Consider the following 19,654-nt stretch of genomic DNA (forward strand, 5'->3'; position numbering starts at 1 on the left):
GTCAAGCGCCTTCTGCGCCGGTGACATACCGGAACGCGTGCCTGGCCGTTCCACCCGGACCGGAGAAACCCATCACCAATATCGATTTGCCAGGAGTGGGCCGGCGCCTCGATTGTTGGCACTTGAAGCGGCGCGCTCAGCGCCCGGAATTTGGGGAATTTCATGGGCCTGCCAGCGACCGCGCGCATCGATATCGGGCGCTTCTGGACGACGATCGAACGTTCGGCGGAGATTGGGGCCGGCCGGCCGGGCGGACTATCCCGGCTGGCGCTCGGCGATGCCGACCGGGAGGTCCGCGACGTCTTCATCGACTGGTGCCGACAGGCCGGCCTCGCCGTCCGTATCGACGGCATCGGCAACATCTTCGCGCGCCGGGCCGGGCAGGACGACAGCCTGCCGCCGGTGGTGATGGGCAGCCATCTCGACACGCAGGTGAATGGCGGGCGCTTCGACGGCATCGCCGGCGTGCTCGGCGGGCTCGAGGTCTGCCGGACGCTCGACCAGCTCGGCCATCGCACGAAGCGGCCGATCGAGGTGGTCAACTGGACCAATGAGGAAGGCGGGCGCTTCTCGCCGCCCATGGTCGGCTCGGGCTGTTTCACCGGGGCCTATACGCTCGACTGGGCGCTGGGCCGGCGCGACGACGACGGCCGAACAATCGGCGAGGAGCTCGACCGGATCGGCTATCGCGGGCAGATGGAGGCGGCGCCCCACCCCTTCGACGCCTATGTCGAGTTCCATATCGAGCAAGGGCCGATCCTCGACCGCGAGGGCATGCAGGTCGGCATCGTCACTGGCGGCTTTTCCAGCACCGGCATGCTGGTCGAGTTCCGCGGCGAAACCGCCCATACCGGCCCCTGGCCGATGGAGCGGCGCAGGAACGCGCTGATCGCCGGGGCGCGCCTGCTGGTCGCCGTCGACGATCTCGGCTGGGAGCATGCCGGCAGCGGCGGCAAGGCGACGGCTTCACGCCTCGTAGCTTGGCCGAACAAGCCGGGCATCCTCTCCGACTGGGCGCAGGCGACCTGCGATGTCCGCCATGCCGATCCGGAGGCGACCGCCGTGATGGCCGAGCGCGTGCGCCGCGCCGTGCATGAGGCGGCGGCCCGGGCCGATTGCACCGCCGAGATCCTCGATGTCTGGAACTGGGGCGGCAAGGTCTTCGCCGACGAACTGATCGAGCAGGTCCGGGCGACCTCGCAAGCCCTCGGCTACCGCACGCGCGATATCCTGAGCCAGGCCGGGCACGACGCTTATTTCGTCGCCGGCCACGCGCCGACAACGATGATCTTCGCGCCCTGCAAGGGCGGCATCACCCACAATAATCAGGAGCTATGCACGCCGGATGATCTCGAGCCCGGCCTCAACGTGCTGCTGCACACGGTGGTGGCGCGAGCGGATCGCTGAATCCATGCGTCGCTTCCTGGGGCGACGATCCATCTCCAGTGGAAGCACGGCTGACCCGCATCACCGGAAGGTGAGCCAGCCTTGACCCTGCGGCCGCCCGTTCATAGCTTCGGCGGTGAATAGCGGCGTTGTTGCCGCAAGCGAATCGAAAGGCGACGAGCCATGGCGACGATCAAAGTGACCGATGCGAGCTTCGAGGCCGACGTGCTGAAGTCGAGCGAGCCGGTGGTGGTGGATTTCTGGGCCGAATGGTGCGGCCCCTGCAGGATGATCGGCCCGGCGCTCGAGGAGATCGCCGGCGAACTCGACGGCAAGGTCAAGATCGTCAAGATGAACGTCGATGAGAACCAGCAGATTCCGGCTCAGTTCGGCATCCGCTCGATTCCGACACTGATGCTGTTCAAGGACGGCAAGCTGGCCTCGCAGAAGGTCGGTGCAGCCCCCAAGAGCGACCTGTCGCGCTGGATCTCGGCTGCGGTCTGATCCGGCTTTGTAGAATCAGGAAGGCCCGCCCTCGCTGAGGGCGGGCCTTCCTTGCTTTCAGACTATGCCTGGATCACTTCGAGCGATTGTCGAGCGCGAAGGCGCCGGCACCGGCAAAGACCAGATAGAAGAAGACGAAGCAGTAGAGGATGGCGGCGTCGCCGCCGTTCAACAGCGGATACATGCTCCGCGGCGCGTGGAACATCCAGTAGGCATAGGCCATCTCGCCCGCGAGGATGAAGGCGACAGGGCGGGTCCACAGGCCGATCAGGATCAGCAGGCCGCCAAAGGCCTCGAGGACTGCGCCGAACCAGAACAGCGTGAACATCGCCGGCAGCCCGCTGGCCGGCGGAGCCGGGAAGCCGAACAGCTTCTGCGTGCCATGGGCGATGAAGATCAGCGCCGCCGCGATGCGCAGCAGCCCGAGCGCGTGCGGCGCATAGCGGTTCAATGAGTTGAGGGCCTGCATGGGCGGGGACCTTCCGTCCGATTTGAATGAGTCTAAGTGATTGGGTTTGCTGGCGAAGAAGTCGCCTTCACCGCATCGCGCTTGTCCCCATGCAAAGAAGATCGATCAAGTCACGTTTTCGTTTGCAGTGCAGCAAAATCACCGAGCGGCAAATCCGCAACAGCGGCGGCTTCGTTCACCATTGCGGAAAGTTCGCCGAAATCGGGCTTAACCACCCCTTAAAAGCGCCATGTTTGAATCCTGTCTGGAAAATGCCGGGCTGCGGATCGCAGAACGGTGACGGGGCCTGAACGGGGCGGGATGAACGACCGGTCGAAACGAGGCGGTGAGCGGCGCGAGCCGTCTTTCGAGCGTGCGCGCGACGATTACGAGCGCGACGACGGCGATCTGCGCCTGTCGGCCGAGGATCGCCCCTATCGCGGAGGAAAGAATTCGGTGGCACCGCGCCAGCAACCGCGCCGCCCGCAGAACGAGCGCAGCAAGGGCGGCCGCAAGCCGCGCCGCAAGCGCGGCTCCTTCCTCGGCCGCATCTTCTACTGGGGCGTCGTCATGGGGCTCTGGGCGGTGCTCGCCGTCGGTGGCGTCGTCGCCTATCACGCCGCGCAATTGCCGCCGATCGACCAGCTCACCGTGCCGAAGCGCCCGCCGAACATCGCCATTCTGGCTGCGGACGGCACGCTGCTCGCCAATCGCGGCGAGACCGGCGGACGCACGATCACGATCGGAGAAGTTCCGCCCTATCTGCCGAAAGCCTTCGTCGCGATCGAGGACCGGCGCTTCTACGACCATTTCGGCATCGACCCGATCGGGCTCGGCCGCGCCATCGTCAACAACCTGACCAAGCGCGGCGGCGTCCAGGGCGGCTCGACCCTGACCCAGCAGCTCGCCAAGAACCTGTTCCTGACGCAGGAGCGCACGGCGGCGCGCAAGATCCAGGAAGCGATCCTCTCGCTCTGGCTGGAGCGGACCTATACCAAGGACCAGATCCTCGAGCTCTATCTCAACCGCGTCTATTTCGGCTCGGGCGCCTATGGCGTCGAGGCCGCGGCGCAGCGCTATTTCAACAAGTCGGCGCGTTCGGTCTCGGTTGCCGAAGCCGCCATGCTCGCGGGCCTCGTCCAGGCGCCCTCGCGCCTCGCGCCGAACCGCAACCCGGAAGCCGCCGAGAAGCGCGCCCAACTGGTGATCTCGGCGATGGCCGAGCAGGGGCTGATCTCGCAGGCCTCAGCCAAGACTGCGCTCGGCGCGCCGGCCGAGGTGCCAGAGCGCGTCGGCGCCGGCTCGGTCAACTACGCTGCCGACTATGTCATGGACGTGCTCGACGACTTCATCGGCGCGATCGAGGGCGACGTCACCGTGCTGACGACGATCGACACCAGGCTGCAAAGCTCGGCTGAGACGATCCTGGTCGAGGCGCTTTCGGCACAGGGCGCCAAGCTCAACGCCTCGCAGGGCGCGGTGGTCTCGCTGGCGCCGGACGGCGCGATCCGCGCCCTGATCGGTGGGCGCGACTACACCAAGAGCCAGTTCAACCGCGCCACGGCCGCCCATCGCCAGCCGGGCTCGTCCTTCAAGCCCTTCGTCTATCTGACGGCGCTCGAGAAGGGCATGACGCCGGATACGATCCGCGACGATTCCCCGGTCTCGATCAAGGGCTGGGAGCCGGAGAACTATTCGCGCAGCTTCCGCGGCCCGGTGACGCTGCAGACCGCCTTCGCCCATTCGCTCAACACGGTCGTGGCGCGCCTGATCCAGGAGGTGACGCCGCGCGAGGTCGTGCGCACGGCCCAGCGTCTCGGCATCAACTCGTCCCTGCAGGCCAATCCGTCGCTGTCGCTCGGCACCTCGGAGGTGACGCCGCTGGAGATGACCGCCGCCTATGCCAGCTTCGCCAATGGCGGCCAGTCGGTGCTTCCCTATGTGATTCGCGAGGTCAAATCGACCAGCGGCAAGGTCGTCTACGCCCGCAAGGCCAATAATTTCGGCCCGGTGATCCAGCCGCAGACGCTCTCGATGATGAATTCGATGTTCCATGCGGTGATGACGGGCGGCACCGGCAGCAAGGTCAACATTCCCGGCTGGGAGGTCGGCGGCAAGTCGGGCACGACGCAGGATTACCGCGACGCCTGGTTCGTCGGCTTCACCGGCCGCCTCGTCACGGCCGTCTGGGTCGGCAATGACGACAATTCGACGATGAAGCGCGTCACCGGCGCCGGCCTGCCGGCCGAGATCTGGGGCAAGTACATGAAGACGGCCCATGCCGGCCAGCAACCGATACAGCTGCCGGGCGGGCTTTGGCAGTCGGCGCCGAAGTCGATCTTCGACGGCGGCGAGCCGGTCGCGGGCGTCGCGCCCTCGCCGCGGACCCAGCCTGTCGCCTCCGGCGACCGCGCCTGGACGCCGCCGGCTCCGCAGGAGAAGAACTTCCTCGAGCGCCTGTTCGGCGGCTGACGCCTTACGTCCCGCGCGGCTTGGCCCGCGTCGTCGGCGGCGCCGCGGCGGGATCATCCGGCCAGGGGTGGCGCGGGTAGCGACCTTTCATCTCGCTCTTCACGGCAGCCCAAGAGCCGCGCCAGAAGCCCGGCAGGTCGCGGGTGATCTGGATCGGCCGGTGCCCGGGTGAGAGCAGTTCCAGCACCAGCGGCACCCGCCCGCCGGCGAGCGAAGGATGCTGTGCCAAACCGAACAGCTCCTGCACCCGGACCGAGATCGTCGGCCCGGCTTCGGCGCCATAGTCGACTGCGAGCTGCGAGCCGGTCGGCGCGGCAAAATGCGTCGGCGCCTCCGCGTCGAGCCGCCGCTTCAGCTCCCAGGGCAAGAGGGCCGACAGCGCGGCATCGAGATCGCCCGGGGTGATCGCCGCCAATGAATTGCGCCCGACAATGTGTGGGGCTAGCCAATCCGCGGCCGCCTGGGCGAGCCCGCTATCGGACAGGTCCGGCCACCCGGCGCCCTCGCCTTCGGCCGCAACCAGGAAGGCGACGCGCTCGCGCAGTTGCGCCTGCGCCTTGCTCCAGGGCAGCGCCTCGATGCCGAGCGTGGCGATGCCCTTCGCCAGCACCTCGGCATTCTCCGGGGACGACTCGACCGGCAAGGGCCGCTCGGCCAGCACCAGCGCCCCGTATTTGCGGGCGGCACGGGACCGCAGCGCCCGCGCCTGCCGGTCGAACACGGTCTCGTTGCGCTCCGACAACGCGATCCGGATCAGGCCTGAGGCGGCGAGCGCCGCGATCTCGGCTTCGCTGATCGCGACAGCGCTGAGGATGCGAGCCTGCTGCGCCGAGCCGGTCATCTCGCCGACGACGAGATAGGGCTCGCGCGCCAGCCTCTGGCCGGGTTCGAGCGCTCCGCCCCGGCCATTAGCGAGGAGGTATTGTCCTGAGCCGGGCTGGCGCGCCTTGGCGACGCGGTCGGGGAAGGCGAGGCCGAGCAGGAAGCCGGGCGAGAGAAACTGCTCCGCGCCCGCCCTTACGTTGCTGGCCGCCTGCCTGGCCCAACCCTCGGCGAGGCGGCGCATATCGGCGGCGCGGCCGCCGCGCTCGCGGCCGAAGCGCTCCAGCCGCTCGGAAAGGTCGATCGCATCGCCGCCGAGCCCACGCTCGACGAGCAGTGCCGCCAGCAAGGCAGCGGGCTCAGCCCGGCGATGATGCGCCGCGCCAACGACCATATGCGCCAGCCGTGGCGGTAGCGGCAGTGCTTGCAGCGCCTTGCCGTCGTCGGTGATGCGGCCATCGGGATCCAATGCGTCGAGGTCGTTGAGGAGCGTCCGCGCTTCCTTCAGCGCCGGCGCTGGCGGCGGATCGAGGAAGGAGAGCGTGCTCGGATCGGAGACGCCCCAGGCGGCGCAGTCGAGCAGCAGCGGCGCGAGATCGGCCGAGAGGATTTCCGGCCGGGCGAAGGCTTCGAGCGCGCCGTTGCCCGCCTCCTCCCAGAGCCGGTAGCAGATGCCGGGCTCGGTCCGGCCGGCGCGGCCGCGGCGCTGGTCTGAGGCTGCCCGGCTGGCGCGCTGGGTGACGAGGCGGGTGACGCCGATATCGGGCTCATAGAGCGGCACGCGGGCGAGGCCGGAATCGATGACGACGCGCACGCCCTCGATCGTCAGCGAGGTCTCGGCGATCGAGGTCGCGAGCACGACCTTGCGCTTGCCCTTGGGCGCCGGCAGTACGGCGCGGTCCTGCTCGGCCTGATCGAGCGCGCCATAGAGCGGTGCGATCTCCGTCGCGGGATCGCGGATTTTTTCGCACAGGCGCTCCTCGACCCTGCGGATTTCGCCTTGCCCCGGCAGAAAGACGAGCAGCGAGCCGGCCTGCTCGTTCAGCGCCTGCAGCACGGCCTCGGTGACCTGATCCTCGATCCGCTTCAGCGGGTCGCGGCCGAGATAGCGTGTCTCGACCGGATAGGCCCGGCCCTCGCTCTCGATCACCTCGGCATCGCCGAGGAGCCTGGCGACCCGCGCGCCGTCCAGCGTCGCCGACATCACCAGGATGCGCAGGTCCTCGCGCAGGCCGGCCTGCGCATCGAGCGCCAGCGCCAGCCCGAAATCGGCGTCGAGCGAGCGCTCGTGGAATTCGTCGAACAGCACGGCGGCGATGCCGTCGAGCGCAGGATCGTCGAGGATCATCCGGGCGAAGACGCCTTCGGTGACGACCTCGATCCGCGTCTTCGGGCCGATTTTCGAACCGAGCCGGACACGCAGGCCTACCGTGTCGCCGACGCGCTCGCCAAGCGTCTGCGCCATGCGATTGGCCGCGCCGCGCGCCGCCAGTCGCCGCGGCTCCAGCACGATCAGCTTGCCGCCATTAGCCCAGGGCTCGTCGAGCAGCGCGAGCGGCACGCGCGTCGTCTTGCCGGCGCCGGGCGGGGCGACGAGCACGGCGTTCGGCTTTTCGCGCAGCGAAGCGGCGAGAGCGGCGAGAACCGCGTCGATCGGGAGGGCTGTGTCGAAGGCGCGCATGCGCCTGCGATGTGGCGCAGGCGGAGCTGCTGTGCAAGCCGCCTCAGGCTGCCTGCCGCAATCCGACCTCGAACGGCGTCATGCTGACCGTGCCGGCTTTCACGCAGACCAATGTGTTGCAAGGCAGGGCCTGCCAGCAGTCGCGAGCAGCATCGACCGGCTCGGAGGCGATCACCACGGCGTCGCCGCGATCGCAGAGATAGAGCGTCGGCGGCTTCGGATCGGACGACCAGCGCACGGCATGGATCGTCTCGCCATCGGCAAGCGCGGCAGCGCAGCGCAATGGCTCGCGCACGCCGGCCTCCTGCATCAGCGCGAGCGCGTCGCCGAGCGCGCCCGCCAGGGCATCGCCGGGCGCAGCGCCCTCGGCAATGCGGGCCAGTGCCAGCAGGAACAGCGCTTCCGAATCGGTCGTGCCGACACGCGCGCCGTAGAGCCCGTCGGGAATCAGGCTCTCGAGCCGACGCCTGATCAGGGCGTAGCCGCCGATCTGGCCATTATGCATGAACAGATGCCGGCCATGGACGAAGGGGTGGCAGTTCGCCCGCGTCGTCGCCGTGCCGGTCGCGGCACGCACATGCGCGAAGAACAGATGCGAGCGCACCAGGCGCGCGATCGAGAGCAGGTTCTCGTCCGACCAGGCCGGCCTGATCTCACGATACTGGCCGGGCTCGGCCCGCTCGCCATACCAGCCGACACCGAAGCCGTCGCCATTGGTGCCGGTCTTGGCTTCCTCGGCATGCAGCGACTGGTGGATCAGTGAATGACAAGGCGAGGCGATGAAGTCCTCGAGGAAGACCGGGGCGCCGGCATAGGCGAGGAAACGGCACATGGTGGTCCCGAATCAGGTGCGGGCGGGACGCCGCAGGAGAAGATTATTCCACGAGAATGAACGCCGGCATAATGGTTCATCTCCCTCCGATAGGGTCATCCTGGACAGCTCCCTCGGCTCCGTACCTGACGACGGGAGATGAAATGGCCAGCATGATTGCGAGCCGTATAGCCTTGATATAACCGTCGCAGCGATGGGGTGACGACAAACGTCCCGCGGCAAGCGGGCGGGGGAAGGGCCGATTTCCATGCTGACGAAGCTCGCCGGCGCGGCGCTCCTGTTCGCCCTTTTCCCTGAGGCCGCCTTCGCCGCCGGCGATATCGGCGGCGCCAGCATGGGCGTGGCCTGGGCCCTGCCCTTCACCGGCATGCTGCTCTCGATCGCGCTCGGACCGGTGCTGTTCCCGCATTTCTGGGAGCTGAACTACGGCAAGTTTGCGGCCTTCTGGGCCTTGCTGGTGGTGGTGCCGCTCGTCCTGTTCCGGGGTGTCGACCCGGCGCTCGGTGCAATCCTGCACACTGCGCTGCTCGACTACGTCCCCTTCATCATCCTGCTGTTCGCGCTGTTCACCATCGCCGGCGGCATCCTGATCACCGGCAACCTGCACGGCACACCGGCGACCAACACCGCCCTGCTCGCGATCGGGACGTTGCTGGCGAGCTTCGTCGGCACCACCGGCGCCTCGATCATCATGATCCGCCCCGTCCTGCGGGCCAACGACAACCGGCGCTTCAACGTCCATGTCGTCGTCTTCTTCATCTTCCTGGTCTCGAATATCGGGGGGTCTCTGACGCCGCTCGGCGATCCCCCGCTCTTCCTCGGCTTCCTGCGCGGCGTCTCCTTCTTCTGGACGACTACGCATCTGCTGCCGGAGACGCTGACCGCCGTCGTGATCCTGCTCGCCGTGTTCTACGCCCTCGACAGCTGGTTCTTCCGCAAGGAGGAGAACTACCCGCCGCTGCGCGATCCGACGCCGGACCGCGCCATCAAGCTCTTCGGCAAGGTCAACATCCTCCTGCTCGGCGGCGTCATCCTCGCCATCCTGATGTCGGCGAGCTGGAAACCGGGCGTCGCCTTCACTCTCCACGGCATCGCCGTCGAATGGCAGAATCTGGTGCGCGACCTCGTCCTGCTGGCTCTGGCCGGCCTCTCGCTCGCCCTGACGCCGAAGCCGGTGCGCGCCGGCAACGAGTTCTCCTGGGGGCCGATCAAGGAGGTCGCCAAGCTCTTCGCCGGTATCTTCGCCTGCATCATCCCGGTGCTGGCGATGCTGCAGGCCGGCCGCAACGGCGCCTTCGCCCCGCTCGTCGCCCTCGTCAGCAATGCCGATGGCAGCGCCAACAACACCGCCTATTTCTGGCTGACCGGCGCGCTCTCTTCCTTCCTCGACAACGCGCCGACCTATCTCGTCTTTTTCGAGCTCGCCGGCGGCGATCCCAAGGTGCTGATGACGACGGGGGCGCTGACGCTGACCGCGATCTCGGCCGGCGCCGTCTTCATGGGCGCCAACTCCTACATCGGCAACGCCCCGAACTTCATGGTCTACGCCATCGCCAAGGACCGGAAGGTCGCGATGCCGAGCTTCTTCGGCTACATGCTCTGGTCGGGCGCGATCCTGATCCCGCTCTTCGTGCTGCAGACGCTGATCTTCTTCCGCTGAGCCCGGCCGTCATTCCGGGACATGGCGAAGCCATGGGCCCGGAACCCAGAACCGATACCCTTGGTCATGAGGCCTGGGAAGGCGGAGCACTCCATCCGGAGCCGGTATAGATTCTGGATTCCGGGCTCGGCCTTCGGCCGCCCCGGAATGACGGCGTGGTTCCGTTGCGAACCGACATGGTCTAAACGCGGCGTCCGAAGGAAGATCCGATGCCCCTGCGCCCCGACACGCTGGCGATGACCGCCGTCCTCGCCATGCTGACGGCGCTCGGCCCACTCTCGACCGATTTCTATCTGCCCTCGCTCCCTGAGATCGCGCGGGTGATGGGCACGGATTTCGCCGGTGCGCAGGCGACGCTCTCGGCCTTCCTGTTCGGCTATGCCGCCGGCCAGATCATCTGGGGGCCGCTCTCGGACCGGCTCGGCCGCCGGCCGGTGCTGATGATCGGCCTCGGCCTCTTCATCGCGACCACGCTCGCCTGCGCCTTCGCACCCTCGATCGAGGCGCTGATCGGCGCCCGTTTCGCCCAGGCGGTCGGAGCCTCCGGGCCGATCGTGCTCGGCCGCGCCATGGTGCGCGATCTCTACGAGGGACCCAGGGCCGGCCGCGAGCTCGCCCGGATGGGCATGATCATGGGCCTCGTCCCGGCGATCGCTCCCGTGCTCGGCGGCCTGCTGCAGAACGCCTTCGGCTGGCGCTCGACCTTCCTGGCCTCGCTCGTCTTCGCCCTCACCATGCTCGCCATCATCGTGACGATCATGCCGGAGACGCTGCGCCGGTGCTCGCCCGACGGCCTGTCGCTACCGGCGATCTTCCGCGGCTACAAGCTGCTGCTGGGCAACCCGGCCTACCGGGTCTATGTCGCCCTGACCTCGCTGGCCTATGCCGGCCTCTTCGCCTTCATCTCCGGCTCGTCCTATGTGCTGATGGGGGTCTACGGCCTGACGGCGCCCGCCTATGGCCTGTCCTTCGGCTGCGCCGTGCTCGGCTTCATCCTGGGCACGATCATCGCGCAGCGCCTGGTCGGCCGCCGCGGCCTCGACGGCGTGATCGGGCTCGGCGTCGTCTGCCTCGCCGCCGGCGGGCTCGCCATGCTGGCCGGCGTCGCCACCGGTTTCGGCGGGCCGTTCGGGGTCGTCGCGCCGATGGCGCTCTATGCCTGCGGCGTCGGCCTCGTCATGCCGCAGGCGCAGGCATCGGCGATGATGCCGTTCCCGGACCGGGCCGGCGCGGCCTCCTCGCTGACCGGCCTCTGCCAGATGCTGCTCGCGGCCTGCGTCGGCCTGCTGGTCGGCCATCTGCTCAAGGGCAGCGCGCTGCCGATGCCTGCCGTGATGTCGGTGATCGGGGTGGCGACGCTGATCGTCTTTCGCGCCAGTGCCGCGACCCGCAAGGGCAAGACCTGAGCGTCAGTTCCCCATCCGGTCGCGCCATTGCCGCTCGCCCTGCATGCAGGAGATGCGCGGCGGCTTGGCCTGCGCCTTCTGGATCAGCGCGTCGGGCCCCGAGGCCGGCAGCTCGGCGATCTCGCGCACCAGCTTGGTCCGCGTCGCATCGACGAACTGGTGGCGCTCGCGGATCGGGATGACGAAGGCGCCGACGCCGGTGACGACGCAGTCCTCGTAGTAGACGTCGAGATTGTCGATGTCGAAATAGCTCGCCTGCTTCAGCATCACCGGCAGGCCGTTGATGGAGATGCCCTTGTCGCGCGCGGCGTCGCGGGCAACCGTCACCGGGCGCCCGTCATTGTTGGCGCCGTCGCCGGAGATGTCGATGACGCGGCGCAGCGGCGTCACGTTGCTCTTCTCGAGCAGCGCGACGGCAAGATCGATCGCGCCGGAGATCGAGGTGCGCCGGCCGCGCCGGGTCGGTGCCTCGCCTAGCTCCTCGGCGAAGGCGATCGCCGATTGCGCGGACTCGATGACCGTCCAGGGCCTGACGATGTGCTGGAAATCGCCGCCCGCCCATTCGAAATAGGTGACGGCGATCTTGCCGATCGCCCCCTTGGCGATGGCCTCGTGCAACAGCTTCGAGCGAAAGGCCTCGATATAGCCGTTGCGCTGCAGAGCGAGCTCGTCGAGATCCATCGAATAGGAGACATCGACCGCCAGGACGAGGGCGACGTCGACCTCCTCGGGCGGCGCGCTCGCCGGCTGCGCGTCGGGCGCCGAGGCCGGCCAGAGCCCGGCGACCGCGAGACTGAAGAGACCGAACAGCCAGGGCCGCATCGAAACCTCCGTCATCTGTCGTCGAAGCGTGACGCCGAAAGGAGGACGGGTTTCGGGCGAAGGCAGGCTTCAAACGAATGTCGTCGAAGTCTGCGCTTGGTTTCGATTCGCGCAAAGCACGAAAACGCGAGTTCAAGCCGGAAAAATGAGCATCGGCCCACACAAACCGATACCCTGAAAGGACTATCCGCGCCGGCGATCCTCGACGATGGCGAGCGCCGCCTGGAAGGCCTCCTCGACGCCGAGCGCCGAGGTGTCGAGCTGCACCGCATCCTCCGCCGCCTTCAGCGGCGCGTCGCCGCGGCCCGAATCCCTGGCATCGCGTCGGCGGATATCGGCCAGGATGCCGTCGAGCGTAGCGGCCTCGCCCCGCCCCGCCAGTTCCTTGTGCCGGCGCGCGGCACGGACCTCGGGGGTCGCGGTGACGAAGAGCTTCACCGTCGCCTCAGGGCAGATCACCGTGCCGATGTCGCGCCCGTCGAGCACGGCCCCGGAAGCGGCCGCGGCAAAGCGGCGCTGCCGGTCGATCAGCGCATGCCGGACAGCGGGGATCGCCGCCACCACCGAGGCGGCCTCGCCGATCTCGCGGCCACGCAGCCGCGATTCGTCGATCGTCGCATCGTCGAAGCCCACGGCGCTCACCGCTGCGGCCTGCGCATCGTCGAGCGGCTCGCCGGCGTCGAGCATGGTGCGGGCGACCATGCGGTAGAGCAGGCCGGTGTCGAGATAGGGCAGGCCGTAATGGGCGGCGAGCCGGCGCGCCAAGGTGCCCTTGCCGGAGGCTGCCGGCCCATCGACAGCGATGACCAGCCGGTCGGCCTGCTGGATCGGAGAGGCGGAGGGCTGGGTCGCGGGCACGATTCTCAGTCTTTCGTCAGTGCTCTGGTGAAGGCAGAGTTCTAAAGCACCGGGCGCGCCGATGCGAAGCGGTTTTGCGCCGGGCTTCACCGGCTTGCGCCGCAGCCAAATCAATATTTGACAGAGACGCTTTGCCCGACTAACGGACGCCCCTGCTTTTTACGAACCCCGTACGAACTTGAAGGTCCGACGCCGTGGCGAAACCGGAACTTGGTACCAAGCGCGTTTGCCCGGTCACGGGCCGCAAATTCTACGATCTCGACAGGGATCCGATCGTCTCGCCCTACACCGGCCAGTCCTATCCGCGCTCGCTGTTCGAGCCGCAGGCCAAGGCGGCGGCAGCGGTTCCGGCACCCAAGCCGGCGGACGATGAGGATGAGACGGAGGCCGCCGACGGCGCGGTCGAGCTCGTCTCGCTCGACGACGCCGATGCCGAGGCTGCCGAGAAGGAGCCGGTGGTCACCAGCGACGACGACATCGAGATCGAGGATGACGGCGACGCCAGCGACGACGACGACACCTTCCTGGAAGAGGACGAGGAAGGCGACGACGACGTCTCCGACCTGATCGATGGCGACATCGAAGGCGACGAAGACGCCTGATCAGCGCCAAGATCGCGTCAAATCGCGCTCCTGAAAAAAGCGCGACGGTAACGTGACATCAGTGCTTGTGTCTTGGCGCAAGCTTGCCTATAGAGCGCTTCGTCGCTGCGGCGACGAACGCGGACCGGCTCGAAAGAGTCCTCGGTCAGCGACGATTTCCCGGCCTTTCCCCAAGAAGGCCGGCAAAGTGGGGCCATAGCTCAGTTGGGAGAGCGCTTGAATGGCATTCAAGAGGTCGGCGGTTCGATTCCGCCTGGCTCCACCAAATCTCTCATAGATAACAGGATTTTCGCGTTTCGGATCAGTGCAGCAGCGCTGGCCCAAGATGCTCCTCGCCCGAAGCCGGCATAGCCAGACTAGCTCGCTCTGGCCAGGAGCAGCATCAGCTCCGCCTGGCGCGAGGTGCCTGTCTTCTGGAAAATCGTCTTCAGCCTCGCTCTGCCGGTTTCCTGGGTGATGCCGAGCTGCTCTGCAGCATTGGCGATCGTCTCGCCCAGCAGCAGGCGCCTGCAGAAGGCAATCTCCGATGGCGTCAGGCCAAAGGCAGGGGCGAGAGGCGCAAGATCGTCGGCATTCACTCCCCTTGAGCTGAGCTCGAGAATCTGCACCAGGATCAGCCGCTCGGGTGGAAGCAGGATGAGGCGGGCTCCGCCGGGCGGCTGGGCTACCGGAAGCGCGGCCACCGACGCCTGCCATGCGCCGGTGGCCGTACGGAAGCCAATGCGCGAGACGGATGTGGGTTTCCCCTGAGACAGCAGGCCCAGTGCTGCCGCGAAGCGGGCGTCTGCAGTCGCATCCGGGATATGGCAGCGGCCGCGCCGAACGGTGACGCCTCGTCCCGAGACGAAGAGGCGTTCTGCGAGGAGATTGGTGTCGCGCACGTGCCGGTCGCCGTCGACGACGAAGGCGGCGCAGCGGCTACGCTCGACCAGCGCGGCCTTGGTAACCGCCGTTTCCATGTCGGAGCGCAGGAGGCGAACCAGGTTGATCGAACGCTCGAAGCTGCCGCGGATATTGGTCAGGATCTCCACCGCCGCCCGATCGTAGACGCCGGATTTGGAGAGCGGGTAGTGCAGAAGCAGATTCACCGCCTCGTCGCGCTCGCCGACGATCTTCATGCCGGCGGCGGCCACCGCACGGCTCTGAGGCAACAGCCAATCATTGTAGAATTCTGTCTTGACGAAGTTCTTCGCCGGGCAGACTTCCTCCGAAGCGCCAATGGTGGTTCCCTTCAGGCGACCCCAATAGGTGTTCCAGGGATTGATGTAGGCGAAATGCTCCGCGTAGGCGGTCACGAATGCGGGCTCCATATTCTGGAGCGATAGAAAGTTGAGGCGGCTTTCGGGGAAATTCATGTTGGCAAGCCCTCCCCAGGAGCCGGGGAAGGCCTCGCTCAGGATCGCGGGCACCCGGTCCCATGAGCCCTCGCCGAAGGTCGCGGCTTCGACTGCCGCGGCCACGTTCTGGCTGATGACCGACACGCGGTCCTCATCATAGACGTCGAGCGATCCTCGCCTCACGATCGATCCGTCCCAAGGTCATGACGATGGCCGGGCCGCCAGCGCCGACTGTCTCCATTGCCTCAACGTTAGCCGATCGGGCACCGCAGAAAAAAGGGGATTGCTCCTCCGCTTGGGAGGCTCAAACGGCAGTGCCGGGACCGAGCCGCCAATCGCAGCAATCTGCGTCTCGCTGCGATTGGTGCATCTTTGGGTTTGAAACGGGAGCGTTCTTTCGGAGGCTCTCTGTCAGGGATAATCATCCCGTAAAGGTAATCATCTTCAGTTATTTTTTCTGAATAAGGCTCTATTGATTGCCAAATTAACTTGCCTATGGCGCATAATAATCTTCTTGGCAGAGCGTTCTTTTTAAAAAACACTTCTCTTGACCACTCGCAGTGCTGGCCGTCATCGTGAATGATCAAGGGCGTGAGGTTCTCGCCCTGTCAAACCATTCGCTCGATGCGAGGTGCGCGATGTCCAGTGCCGGCCGCCAGCTCACGCTCAACCTGTTCATCTATCCCGGCGGCCACCATGAGGCGGCTTGGCGCTACAGGGAGTCCGAGCCGGAGCGCGTGCTCGACATCCGCTACTATCAGGAGCTGGCGCAGAAGGCGGAGGCCGCGAAGTTCGACGCGATCTTCTTCGCCGACGGCCCCTCGCTGCCGGAGAATGTGCGCTACTCCTCACGCGTTCGCTTCGAGCCGATCACCTGGCTGACCGCGATTGCCGCCGCGACCGAAAAGATCGGCCTGATCGGCACGGCCTCGACCACCTATAACGAGCCTTACAATCTCGCCCGGCTGTTCGCCTCACTCGATCACATCAGCGGCGGCCGTGCCGGCTGGAACATCGTCACCACCAGCGATGCCGGGGCCGCGCATAATTTCGGGCTGCCGGAACATCCGCCGCATGGCGAGCGCTACGAGAAGGCCCGCGAGTTCCTGAATGTCGTCACCAGGCTCTGGGACAGCTGGGAGGACGACGCCCTCGTCGCAGACCCGCAAAGCGGCGTCTTTGCCGATGCCGACAAGGTCCATCGCATCGACCATGTCGGCAAGCATTATCGTGTCCGCGGGCCGCTCAACGTCTCGCGCTCGCCGCAGGGTCGGCCGGTCTATGTCCAGGCCGGTTCCTCCGAGGATGGCCGCTCTTTCGCGGCCCAGTTCGCCGAGGCGATCTTCACCGCGCACCAGACACTTGCCAGCGCGCAGGAATTCTATTCCGACATCAAGACCCGTGCGGTGGCGCTCGGACGCCGGCCGGATCACCTGCGCGTCCTGCCGGGGATCAGCCCCTTCCTCGGCTCGACGGAGGCCGAGGCGAAGCGGCTGGAGGAGGAGATCGACGATCTGATCCAGCCGGCCGCCTCGCTCGACCAGCTCAAGCGCATGATCGGCGTCGATCTCAGCGGCTACGATCTCGACGGGCCGGTGCCGCGCCACATCATCGACACCAGCGGACCGAAAGGACTGGCGAGCCGGTTCCAGCTCGTCGTCGACATCGTCGACCGCGAGAACCCGACGATTCGCCAGTTGATCCGGCGTCTTGCCGGCGCGCGCGGCCACCGCGTCGTCGTCGGCACGCCCGAGCATGTCGCGAACGAGATTCAGACCTGGTTCGAGCAGGGCGCGGCTGACGGCTTCAACGTCATGCCGCCTTATCTCACCGGCGGCTTCGACAGCTTCGTCGCCGAGGTCGTGCCGATCCTGCGCAAGCGTGGCCTGTTCAGGCAGGAGTATTCCGGCACGACGCTGCGCGACCATTACGAGCTGCCGCGCCCGGAGAGCCTCTTCGCTACGGAGCAGCGCCAGAGCGCCTGAGCCTGCCCGCCGGGGTTTCCGATCCAGCCATGACGCGACGGCCTTGCCGGCCCCGCAGAGGACATCCGATGAAATTCAGCTACGTCCTGCCATTTGCGGCCGCCCTGCTGGCCGGCCCCGTTGCGGCCCAGCCGCTGCCGGAGACCGCGCCGATCCCCGAACGCGTCCCGCCGGGCACGACTTTGGTGATCGGCGATCCGCAGACCAAGGTTGCCCTCACCTTGTCGGGAGAGATCGCCAAGCTGCCCTTCAAGGTCGAATGGGCCAATATCTCCGGTGGCCCACAGACGATCGAGGCCTTCCGGGCCAAGGCGCTGGACATCGGCTCGGTCGCGGACATCCCGCCGATTCATGCGCAATGGACCGGGCTCGAAGTCAGGATCGTCGGCGCCAAGTTCCGACGCGACCCCATCGGCCATCCGATCTATGTGATCGCCACGGCGCCGGGCTCCAGCATCGCCAAGCTCGAAGATATCAAGGGCCGCAAGATCGCCTTCAGCCCGGGCCAGGCCCAGGGCGCGCTCGTGCTGCGCGTGCTGAAGAAGCTGAACCTCCGGCATGACGAGGTCCAGCTTGTCGAACTGCCGAGCGTCGGCGACGCCTATGTCAACGCGCTCGCCAGCAAGCTCGTCGATGCCGCGCCGATCGCGGAGGCGAACAAGCAGCGCTTCGTCCAGAATTATGCGCGGGACGGCGCCAAGGCGCTGCCGCACGGCCTGCGCGACGATCCTGCCTATCTCTATGTCGTGAAATCCTCGCTGGAGGATCCCGGCAAGGCGGCGGCGATCCGCGCCTATGTCCAGGCCTGGGGCCGTGCCGCGAAATGGATCGAGACCCATCCCGAAGAGTGGATCAAGGGCTATTACGTTAGGGATCAGGGCCTGAAGGCCGATTCCGGGCGCTTCCTCGTCGAATCGAACGGCGATCCGGATGTGCCGCTCGACTGGAGCGGGGCGATCGAGCGCCAGCAGGAAACCATCGATCTCCTCGCCGCCGAATTGAAGAAGCCGGTGCTCAAGGCGCAGGCGCTGTTCGACCGGCGCTTCGAGCAGGTCGCCGGCGCGGCCTATCAGGGAGAGTGAGCCATGGCGGACATCTCACTCTCCGGCGCGCATGGCGCCGCCGACCCGGCCTGGCTCAAGCTCCGTCGCAGCCAGACCAGCGGTGCGGTCGACAAGCCTCGCCGCCGGCGCAAGCTCGGCCCGGGGCGCCCCATCCCCTATGGCGCTGCGCTCGGGCCTGCCCTGCTGCTGATCCTCTGGAGCATCGGCTCGGCCACCGGCTTCATCGACGACCGCATCCTTTCGGCGCCCTGGACGGTGGCGACCACCGGCTGGGAGCTGATCCAGGACGGGCGCCTGCAGGACAATCTCTGGACCTCGTTCCAGCGCTCCTTCTGGGGGCTGTTCTGGGGCATCGTCGCCGGCGCCTCGCTCGGCGTCATCGCGGGGCTCAGCCGCATCGGCGAATACCTCGTCGACGGGCCGATCCAGATCAAGCGCGCCATTCCGGCGCTGGCGTTGATCCCGCTGCTGATGCTCTGGTTCGGCATCGGCGAGGGCATGAAGGTCCTGACGATCGCGCTGATCACCTTCGCGCCGATCTACATTCAGACCCATGACGGCCTGCGCTCGACCGATGCCCGCTTCATCGAGCTGGCCGAGACGCTCGACCTCAGCAACGGCCAGTTCCTGCGCCATGTCGTGCTGCCGGCGGCGCTGCCCGGCTTCCTGCTCGGGCTGCGCTTCGGCGTCACCTATTCCTGGCTCGCCCTCGTCGTGGTCGAGCAGGTCAACGCCACCTCCGGCCTCGGCTACATGATCAACCTTGCCCGCACCTACGGCCAGACCGAGGTCATCATCCTGTGCCTCGCCGTCTATGCCGCGCTCGGCCTGAGCTCGGACTGGCTCGTCCGCTTCATCACCCGAAAGGCTCTGCCATGGCGCAAGATTCTGGCCGATTGAACCAGCCGCCGGTCGTCGCTGTCCGCGGCCTCACCCGCCGCTATGGCGAGCGCACCATCATCGACGGCGTCGATCTCGACATCGGCCGCGGCGAGTTCGTCGCCCTGCTCGGCCGCTCCGGCTCGGGGAAGAGCACCTTCCTGCGGGCATTGGCCGGGCTCGACCATGGCGTGCCCGGCTCAGGCCGGCTCGGCACCCCCGACGCGGTCTCGGTCGTCTTCCAGGATGCGCGCCTGCTGCCCTGGAAGACGGTCGTCGACAATGTCTCGCTCGGGCTGAACGGGCAGACGCCGCGCGAGCGTGCTCTGCATGCGCTTGCCGAGGTCGAACTGACGGCGCGGGCAAAGGCCTGGCCGATGCAGCTTTCCGGCGGCGAGCAGCAGCGCGCGGCGCTGGCCCGGTCGCTGGTGCGCGAGCCCGAGCTCCTGCTGCTCGACGAGCCTTTCGGCGCGCTCGATGCGCTGACCCGCCTGCGCATGCAGGCGCTCCTACTCGACCTCTGCGCCCGCCATCGCCCGGCGGTACTGCTCGTCACCCATGACGTCGACGAAGCGATCCATCTCGCCCAGCGCGTGCTGGTGCTCGATCAGGGCCGCTTCGTGGTCGATCTCGAGGTCGCTCTGCCGACCGAGGCGGGACCGCGGCAGCGCCGCTTCGCCGAGGTGCGCAGCGAATTGCTGAGCAGTCTCGGCGTGACCCAGGAGGAGCTGCGCCGCGTCGCCTGAAGCGAACCACCACGTCTTTCCGGGGCAGGCCGCAGGCCTGAGCCCAGAACCCAGAACCGAGACAAGAGCTGGAAAGGCGCATCGGTCGCAGCGCGATCGTGACAGCCGGCATCGGTTCTGGGTTCCGGGCCCTTCGCTGCGCGAAGTCCC

Annotated in this window: 16 protein-coding genes and 1 tRNA gene; 11 read left to right on the forward strand and 6 right to left on the reverse strand. The window is 67.2% G+C overall.

The window, feature by feature from the left end; all coding sequences use genetic code 11:
- Nucleotides 1-162: 162 nt before the first annotated feature.
- Both AC1DS0_RS24365 and trxA read left to right on the forward strand, forming a co-directional pair.
- The gene (locus AC1DS0_RS24365; protein ID WP_476816812.1) at nt 163-1,407 is read left to right on the forward strand and encodes a Zn-dependent hydrolase; all 1,245 of its coding nucleotides are present in this window, start codon (nt 163-165) and stop codon (nt 1,405-1,407) included.
- Between the two features lie 162 nt (nt 1,408-1,569).
- Entirely contained in the window at nt 1,570-1,890 is a 321-nt protein-coding gene (gene trxA / locus AC1DS0_RS24370) for a thioredoxin (protein WP_126114465.1), read from the forward strand.
- A gap of 73 nt (nt 1,891-1,963) precedes the next feature.
- Here the strand turns inward: trxA and AC1DS0_RS24375 are convergent, their stop codons facing one another.
- Entirely contained in the window at nt 1,964-2,359 is a 396-nt protein-coding gene (locus AC1DS0_RS24375) for a DoxX family protein (RefSeq protein ID WP_476816813.1), read from the reverse strand.
- 300 nt (nt 2,360-2,659) lie between these two features.
- On the opposite strand from AC1DS0_RS24375, the gene AC1DS0_RS24380 reads away from it, so the two are divergent.
- Complete coding sequence (locus AC1DS0_RS24380; RefSeq protein WP_476816814.1) at nt 2,660-4,810, forward strand: transglycosylase domain-containing protein; 2,151 nt, start codon at nt 2,660-2,662, stop codon at nt 4,808-4,810.
- 4 nt (nt 4,811-4,814) lie between these two features.
- Here the strand turns inward: AC1DS0_RS24380 and hrpB are convergent, their stop codons facing one another.
- Together hrpB and AC1DS0_RS24390 are read right to left on the reverse strand one after the other, a co-directional pair.
- Nucleotides 4,815-7,313: an ATP-dependent helicase HrpB gene (hrpB, locus tag AC1DS0_RS24385; protein ID WP_476816815.1), complete on the reverse strand. Its 2,499-nt coding sequence runs from the start codon at nt 7,311-7,313 to the stop codon at nt 4,815-4,817.
- Between the two features lie 43 nt (nt 7,314-7,356).
- Nucleotides 7,357-8,145: a class II glutamine amidotransferase gene (locus tag AC1DS0_RS24390; RefSeq protein ID WP_476816816.1), complete on the reverse strand. Its 789-nt coding sequence runs from the start codon at nt 8,143-8,145 to the stop codon at nt 7,357-7,359.
- Between the two features lie 247 nt (nt 8,146-8,392).
- Between AC1DS0_RS24390 and AC1DS0_RS24395 the strand changes: the two genes are divergently transcribed.
- The gene (locus AC1DS0_RS24395) at nt 8,393-9,805 is read left to right on the forward strand and encodes a sodium:proton antiporter (protein WP_476816817.1); all 1,413 of its coding nucleotides are present in this window, start codon (nt 8,393-8,395) and stop codon (nt 9,803-9,805) included.
- 209 nt (nt 9,806-10,014) lie between these two features.
- On the forward strand, nt 10,015-11,211 hold the full coding sequence (locus AC1DS0_RS24400; RefSeq protein WP_476816818.1) for a multidrug effflux MFS transporter: 1,197 nt from the start codon (nt 10,015-10,017) through the stop codon (nt 11,209-11,211).
- 3 nt (nt 11,212-11,214) lie between these two features.
- On the opposite strand, the gene AC1DS0_RS24405 is transcribed toward AC1DS0_RS24400, so the two are convergent.
- Both AC1DS0_RS24405 and cmk read right to left on the reverse strand, forming a co-directional pair.
- Nucleotides 11,215-12,033 (reverse strand): DUF1194 domain-containing protein, encoded by an 819-nt coding sequence (locus AC1DS0_RS24405; RefSeq protein ID WP_476816819.1) that lies wholly within the window; start codon nt 12,031-12,033, stop codon nt 11,215-11,217.
- A gap of 183 nt (nt 12,034-12,216) precedes the next feature.
- Nucleotides 12,217-12,843, reverse strand: coding sequence for a (d)CMP kinase (gene cmk, locus AC1DS0_RS24410; RefSeq protein WP_476816902.1), 627 nt, complete (start codon nt 12,841-12,843; stop codon nt 12,217-12,219).
- A gap of 242 nt (nt 12,844-13,085) precedes the next feature.
- On the opposite strand from cmk, the gene AC1DS0_RS24415 reads away from it, so the two are divergent.
- Both AC1DS0_RS24415 and AC1DS0_RS24420 read left to right on the forward strand, forming a co-directional pair.
- A complete protein-coding gene (locus tag AC1DS0_RS24415) occupies nt 13,086-13,493 on the forward strand; it encodes a TIGR02300 family protein (protein WP_476816820.1) in 408 nt (135 codons plus the stop codon).
- Nucleotides 13,494-13,682: 189 nt separating this feature from the next.
- Nucleotides 13,683-13,758: transfer RNA gene (locus AC1DS0_RS24420), tRNA-Ala, on the forward strand.
- Nucleotides 13,759-13,849: 91 nt separating this feature from the next.
- On the opposite strand, the gene AC1DS0_RS24425 is transcribed toward AC1DS0_RS24420, so the two are convergent.
- A complete protein-coding gene (locus AC1DS0_RS24425; RefSeq protein WP_476816821.1) occupies nt 13,850-14,974 on the reverse strand; it encodes a helix-turn-helix transcriptional regulator in 1,125 nt (374 codons plus the stop codon).
- A gap of 494 nt (nt 14,975-15,468) precedes the next feature.
- Between AC1DS0_RS24425 and AC1DS0_RS24430 the strand changes: the two genes are divergently transcribed.
- The 4 genes from AC1DS0_RS24430 (at nt 15,469) to AC1DS0_RS24445 (ending at nt 19,504) form a co-directional block, all read left to right on the forward strand.
- Nucleotides 15,469-16,815, forward strand: coding sequence for an LLM class flavin-dependent oxidoreductase (locus AC1DS0_RS24430; protein WP_476816822.1), 1,347 nt, complete (start codon nt 15,469-15,471; stop codon nt 16,813-16,815).
- Between the two features lie 68 nt (nt 16,816-16,883).
- The gene (locus tag AC1DS0_RS24435) at nt 16,884-17,897 is read left to right on the forward strand and encodes an ABC transporter substrate-binding protein (RefSeq protein WP_476816823.1); all 1,014 of its coding nucleotides are present in this window, start codon (nt 16,884-16,886) and stop codon (nt 17,895-17,897) included.
- 3 nt (nt 17,898-17,900) lie between these two features.
- A complete protein-coding gene (locus AC1DS0_RS24440; RefSeq protein WP_476816824.1) occupies nt 17,901-18,779 on the forward strand; it encodes an ABC transporter permease in 879 nt (292 codons plus the stop codon).
- Nucleotides 18,755-19,504: an ABC transporter ATP-binding protein gene (locus AC1DS0_RS24445; RefSeq protein ID WP_476816825.1), complete on the forward strand. Its 750-nt coding sequence runs from the start codon at nt 18,755-18,757 to the stop codon at nt 19,502-19,504. Before AC1DS0_RS24440 ends, AC1DS0_RS24445 begins: the two co-directional genes overlap by 25 nt.
- Nucleotides 19,505-19,654 lie beyond the last annotated feature (150 nt).

It is taken from the genome of Allobosea sp. P4_H5 (assembly GCF_056400825.1).

What these genes read in the sequence shown, in the direction of transcription:
- AC1DS0_RS24365 (WP_476816812.1), top strand. Translation starts at nt 163, where the DNA reads ATGGGCCTGCCAGCGACCGCGCGCATCGATATCGGGCGCTTCTGGACG.
- trxA (WP_126114465.1), top strand. Translation starts at nt 1,570, where the DNA reads ATGGCGACGATCAAAGTGACCGATGCGAGCTTCGAGGCCGACGTGCTG.
- AC1DS0_RS24375 (WP_476816813.1), bottom strand. Translation starts at nt 2,359, where the DNA reads ATGCAGGCCCTCAACTCATTGAACCGCTATGCGCCGCACGCGCTCGGG.
- AC1DS0_RS24380 (WP_476816814.1), top strand. Translation starts at nt 2,660, where the DNA reads ATGAACGACCGGTCGAAACGAGGCGGTGAGCGGCGCGAGCCGTCTTTC.
- hrpB (WP_476816815.1), bottom strand. Translation starts at nt 7,313, where the DNA reads ATGCGCGCCTTCGACACAGCCCTCCCGATCGACGCGGTTCTCGCCGCT.
- AC1DS0_RS24390 (WP_476816816.1), bottom strand. Translation starts at nt 8,145, where the DNA reads ATGTGCCGTTTCCTCGCCTATGCCGGCGCCCCGGTCTTCCTCGAGGAC.
- AC1DS0_RS24395 (WP_476816817.1), top strand. Translation starts at nt 8,393, where the DNA reads ATGCTGACGAAGCTCGCCGGCGCGGCGCTCCTGTTCGCCCTTTTCCCT.
- AC1DS0_RS24400 (WP_476816818.1), top strand. Translation starts at nt 10,015, where the DNA reads ATGCCCCTGCGCCCCGACACGCTGGCGATGACCGCCGTCCTCGCCATG.
- AC1DS0_RS24405 (WP_476816819.1), bottom strand. Translation starts at nt 12,033, where the DNA reads ATGCGGCCCTGGCTGTTCGGTCTCTTCAGTCTCGCGGTCGCCGGGCTC.
- AC1DS0_RS24430 (WP_476816822.1), top strand. Translation starts at nt 15,469, where the DNA reads ATGTCCAGTGCCGGCCGCCAGCTCACGCTCAACCTGTTCATCTATCCC.
- AC1DS0_RS24435 (WP_476816823.1), top strand. Translation starts at nt 16,884, where the DNA reads ATGAAATTCAGCTACGTCCTGCCATTTGCGGCCGCCCTGCTGGCCGGC.
- AC1DS0_RS24440 (WP_476816824.1), top strand. Translation starts at nt 17,901, where the DNA reads ATGGCGGACATCTCACTCTCCGGCGCGCATGGCGCCGCCGACCCGGCC.
- AC1DS0_RS24445 (WP_476816825.1), top strand. Translation starts at nt 18,755, where the DNA reads ATGGCGCAAGATTCTGGCCGATTGAACCAGCCGCCGGTCGTCGCTGTC.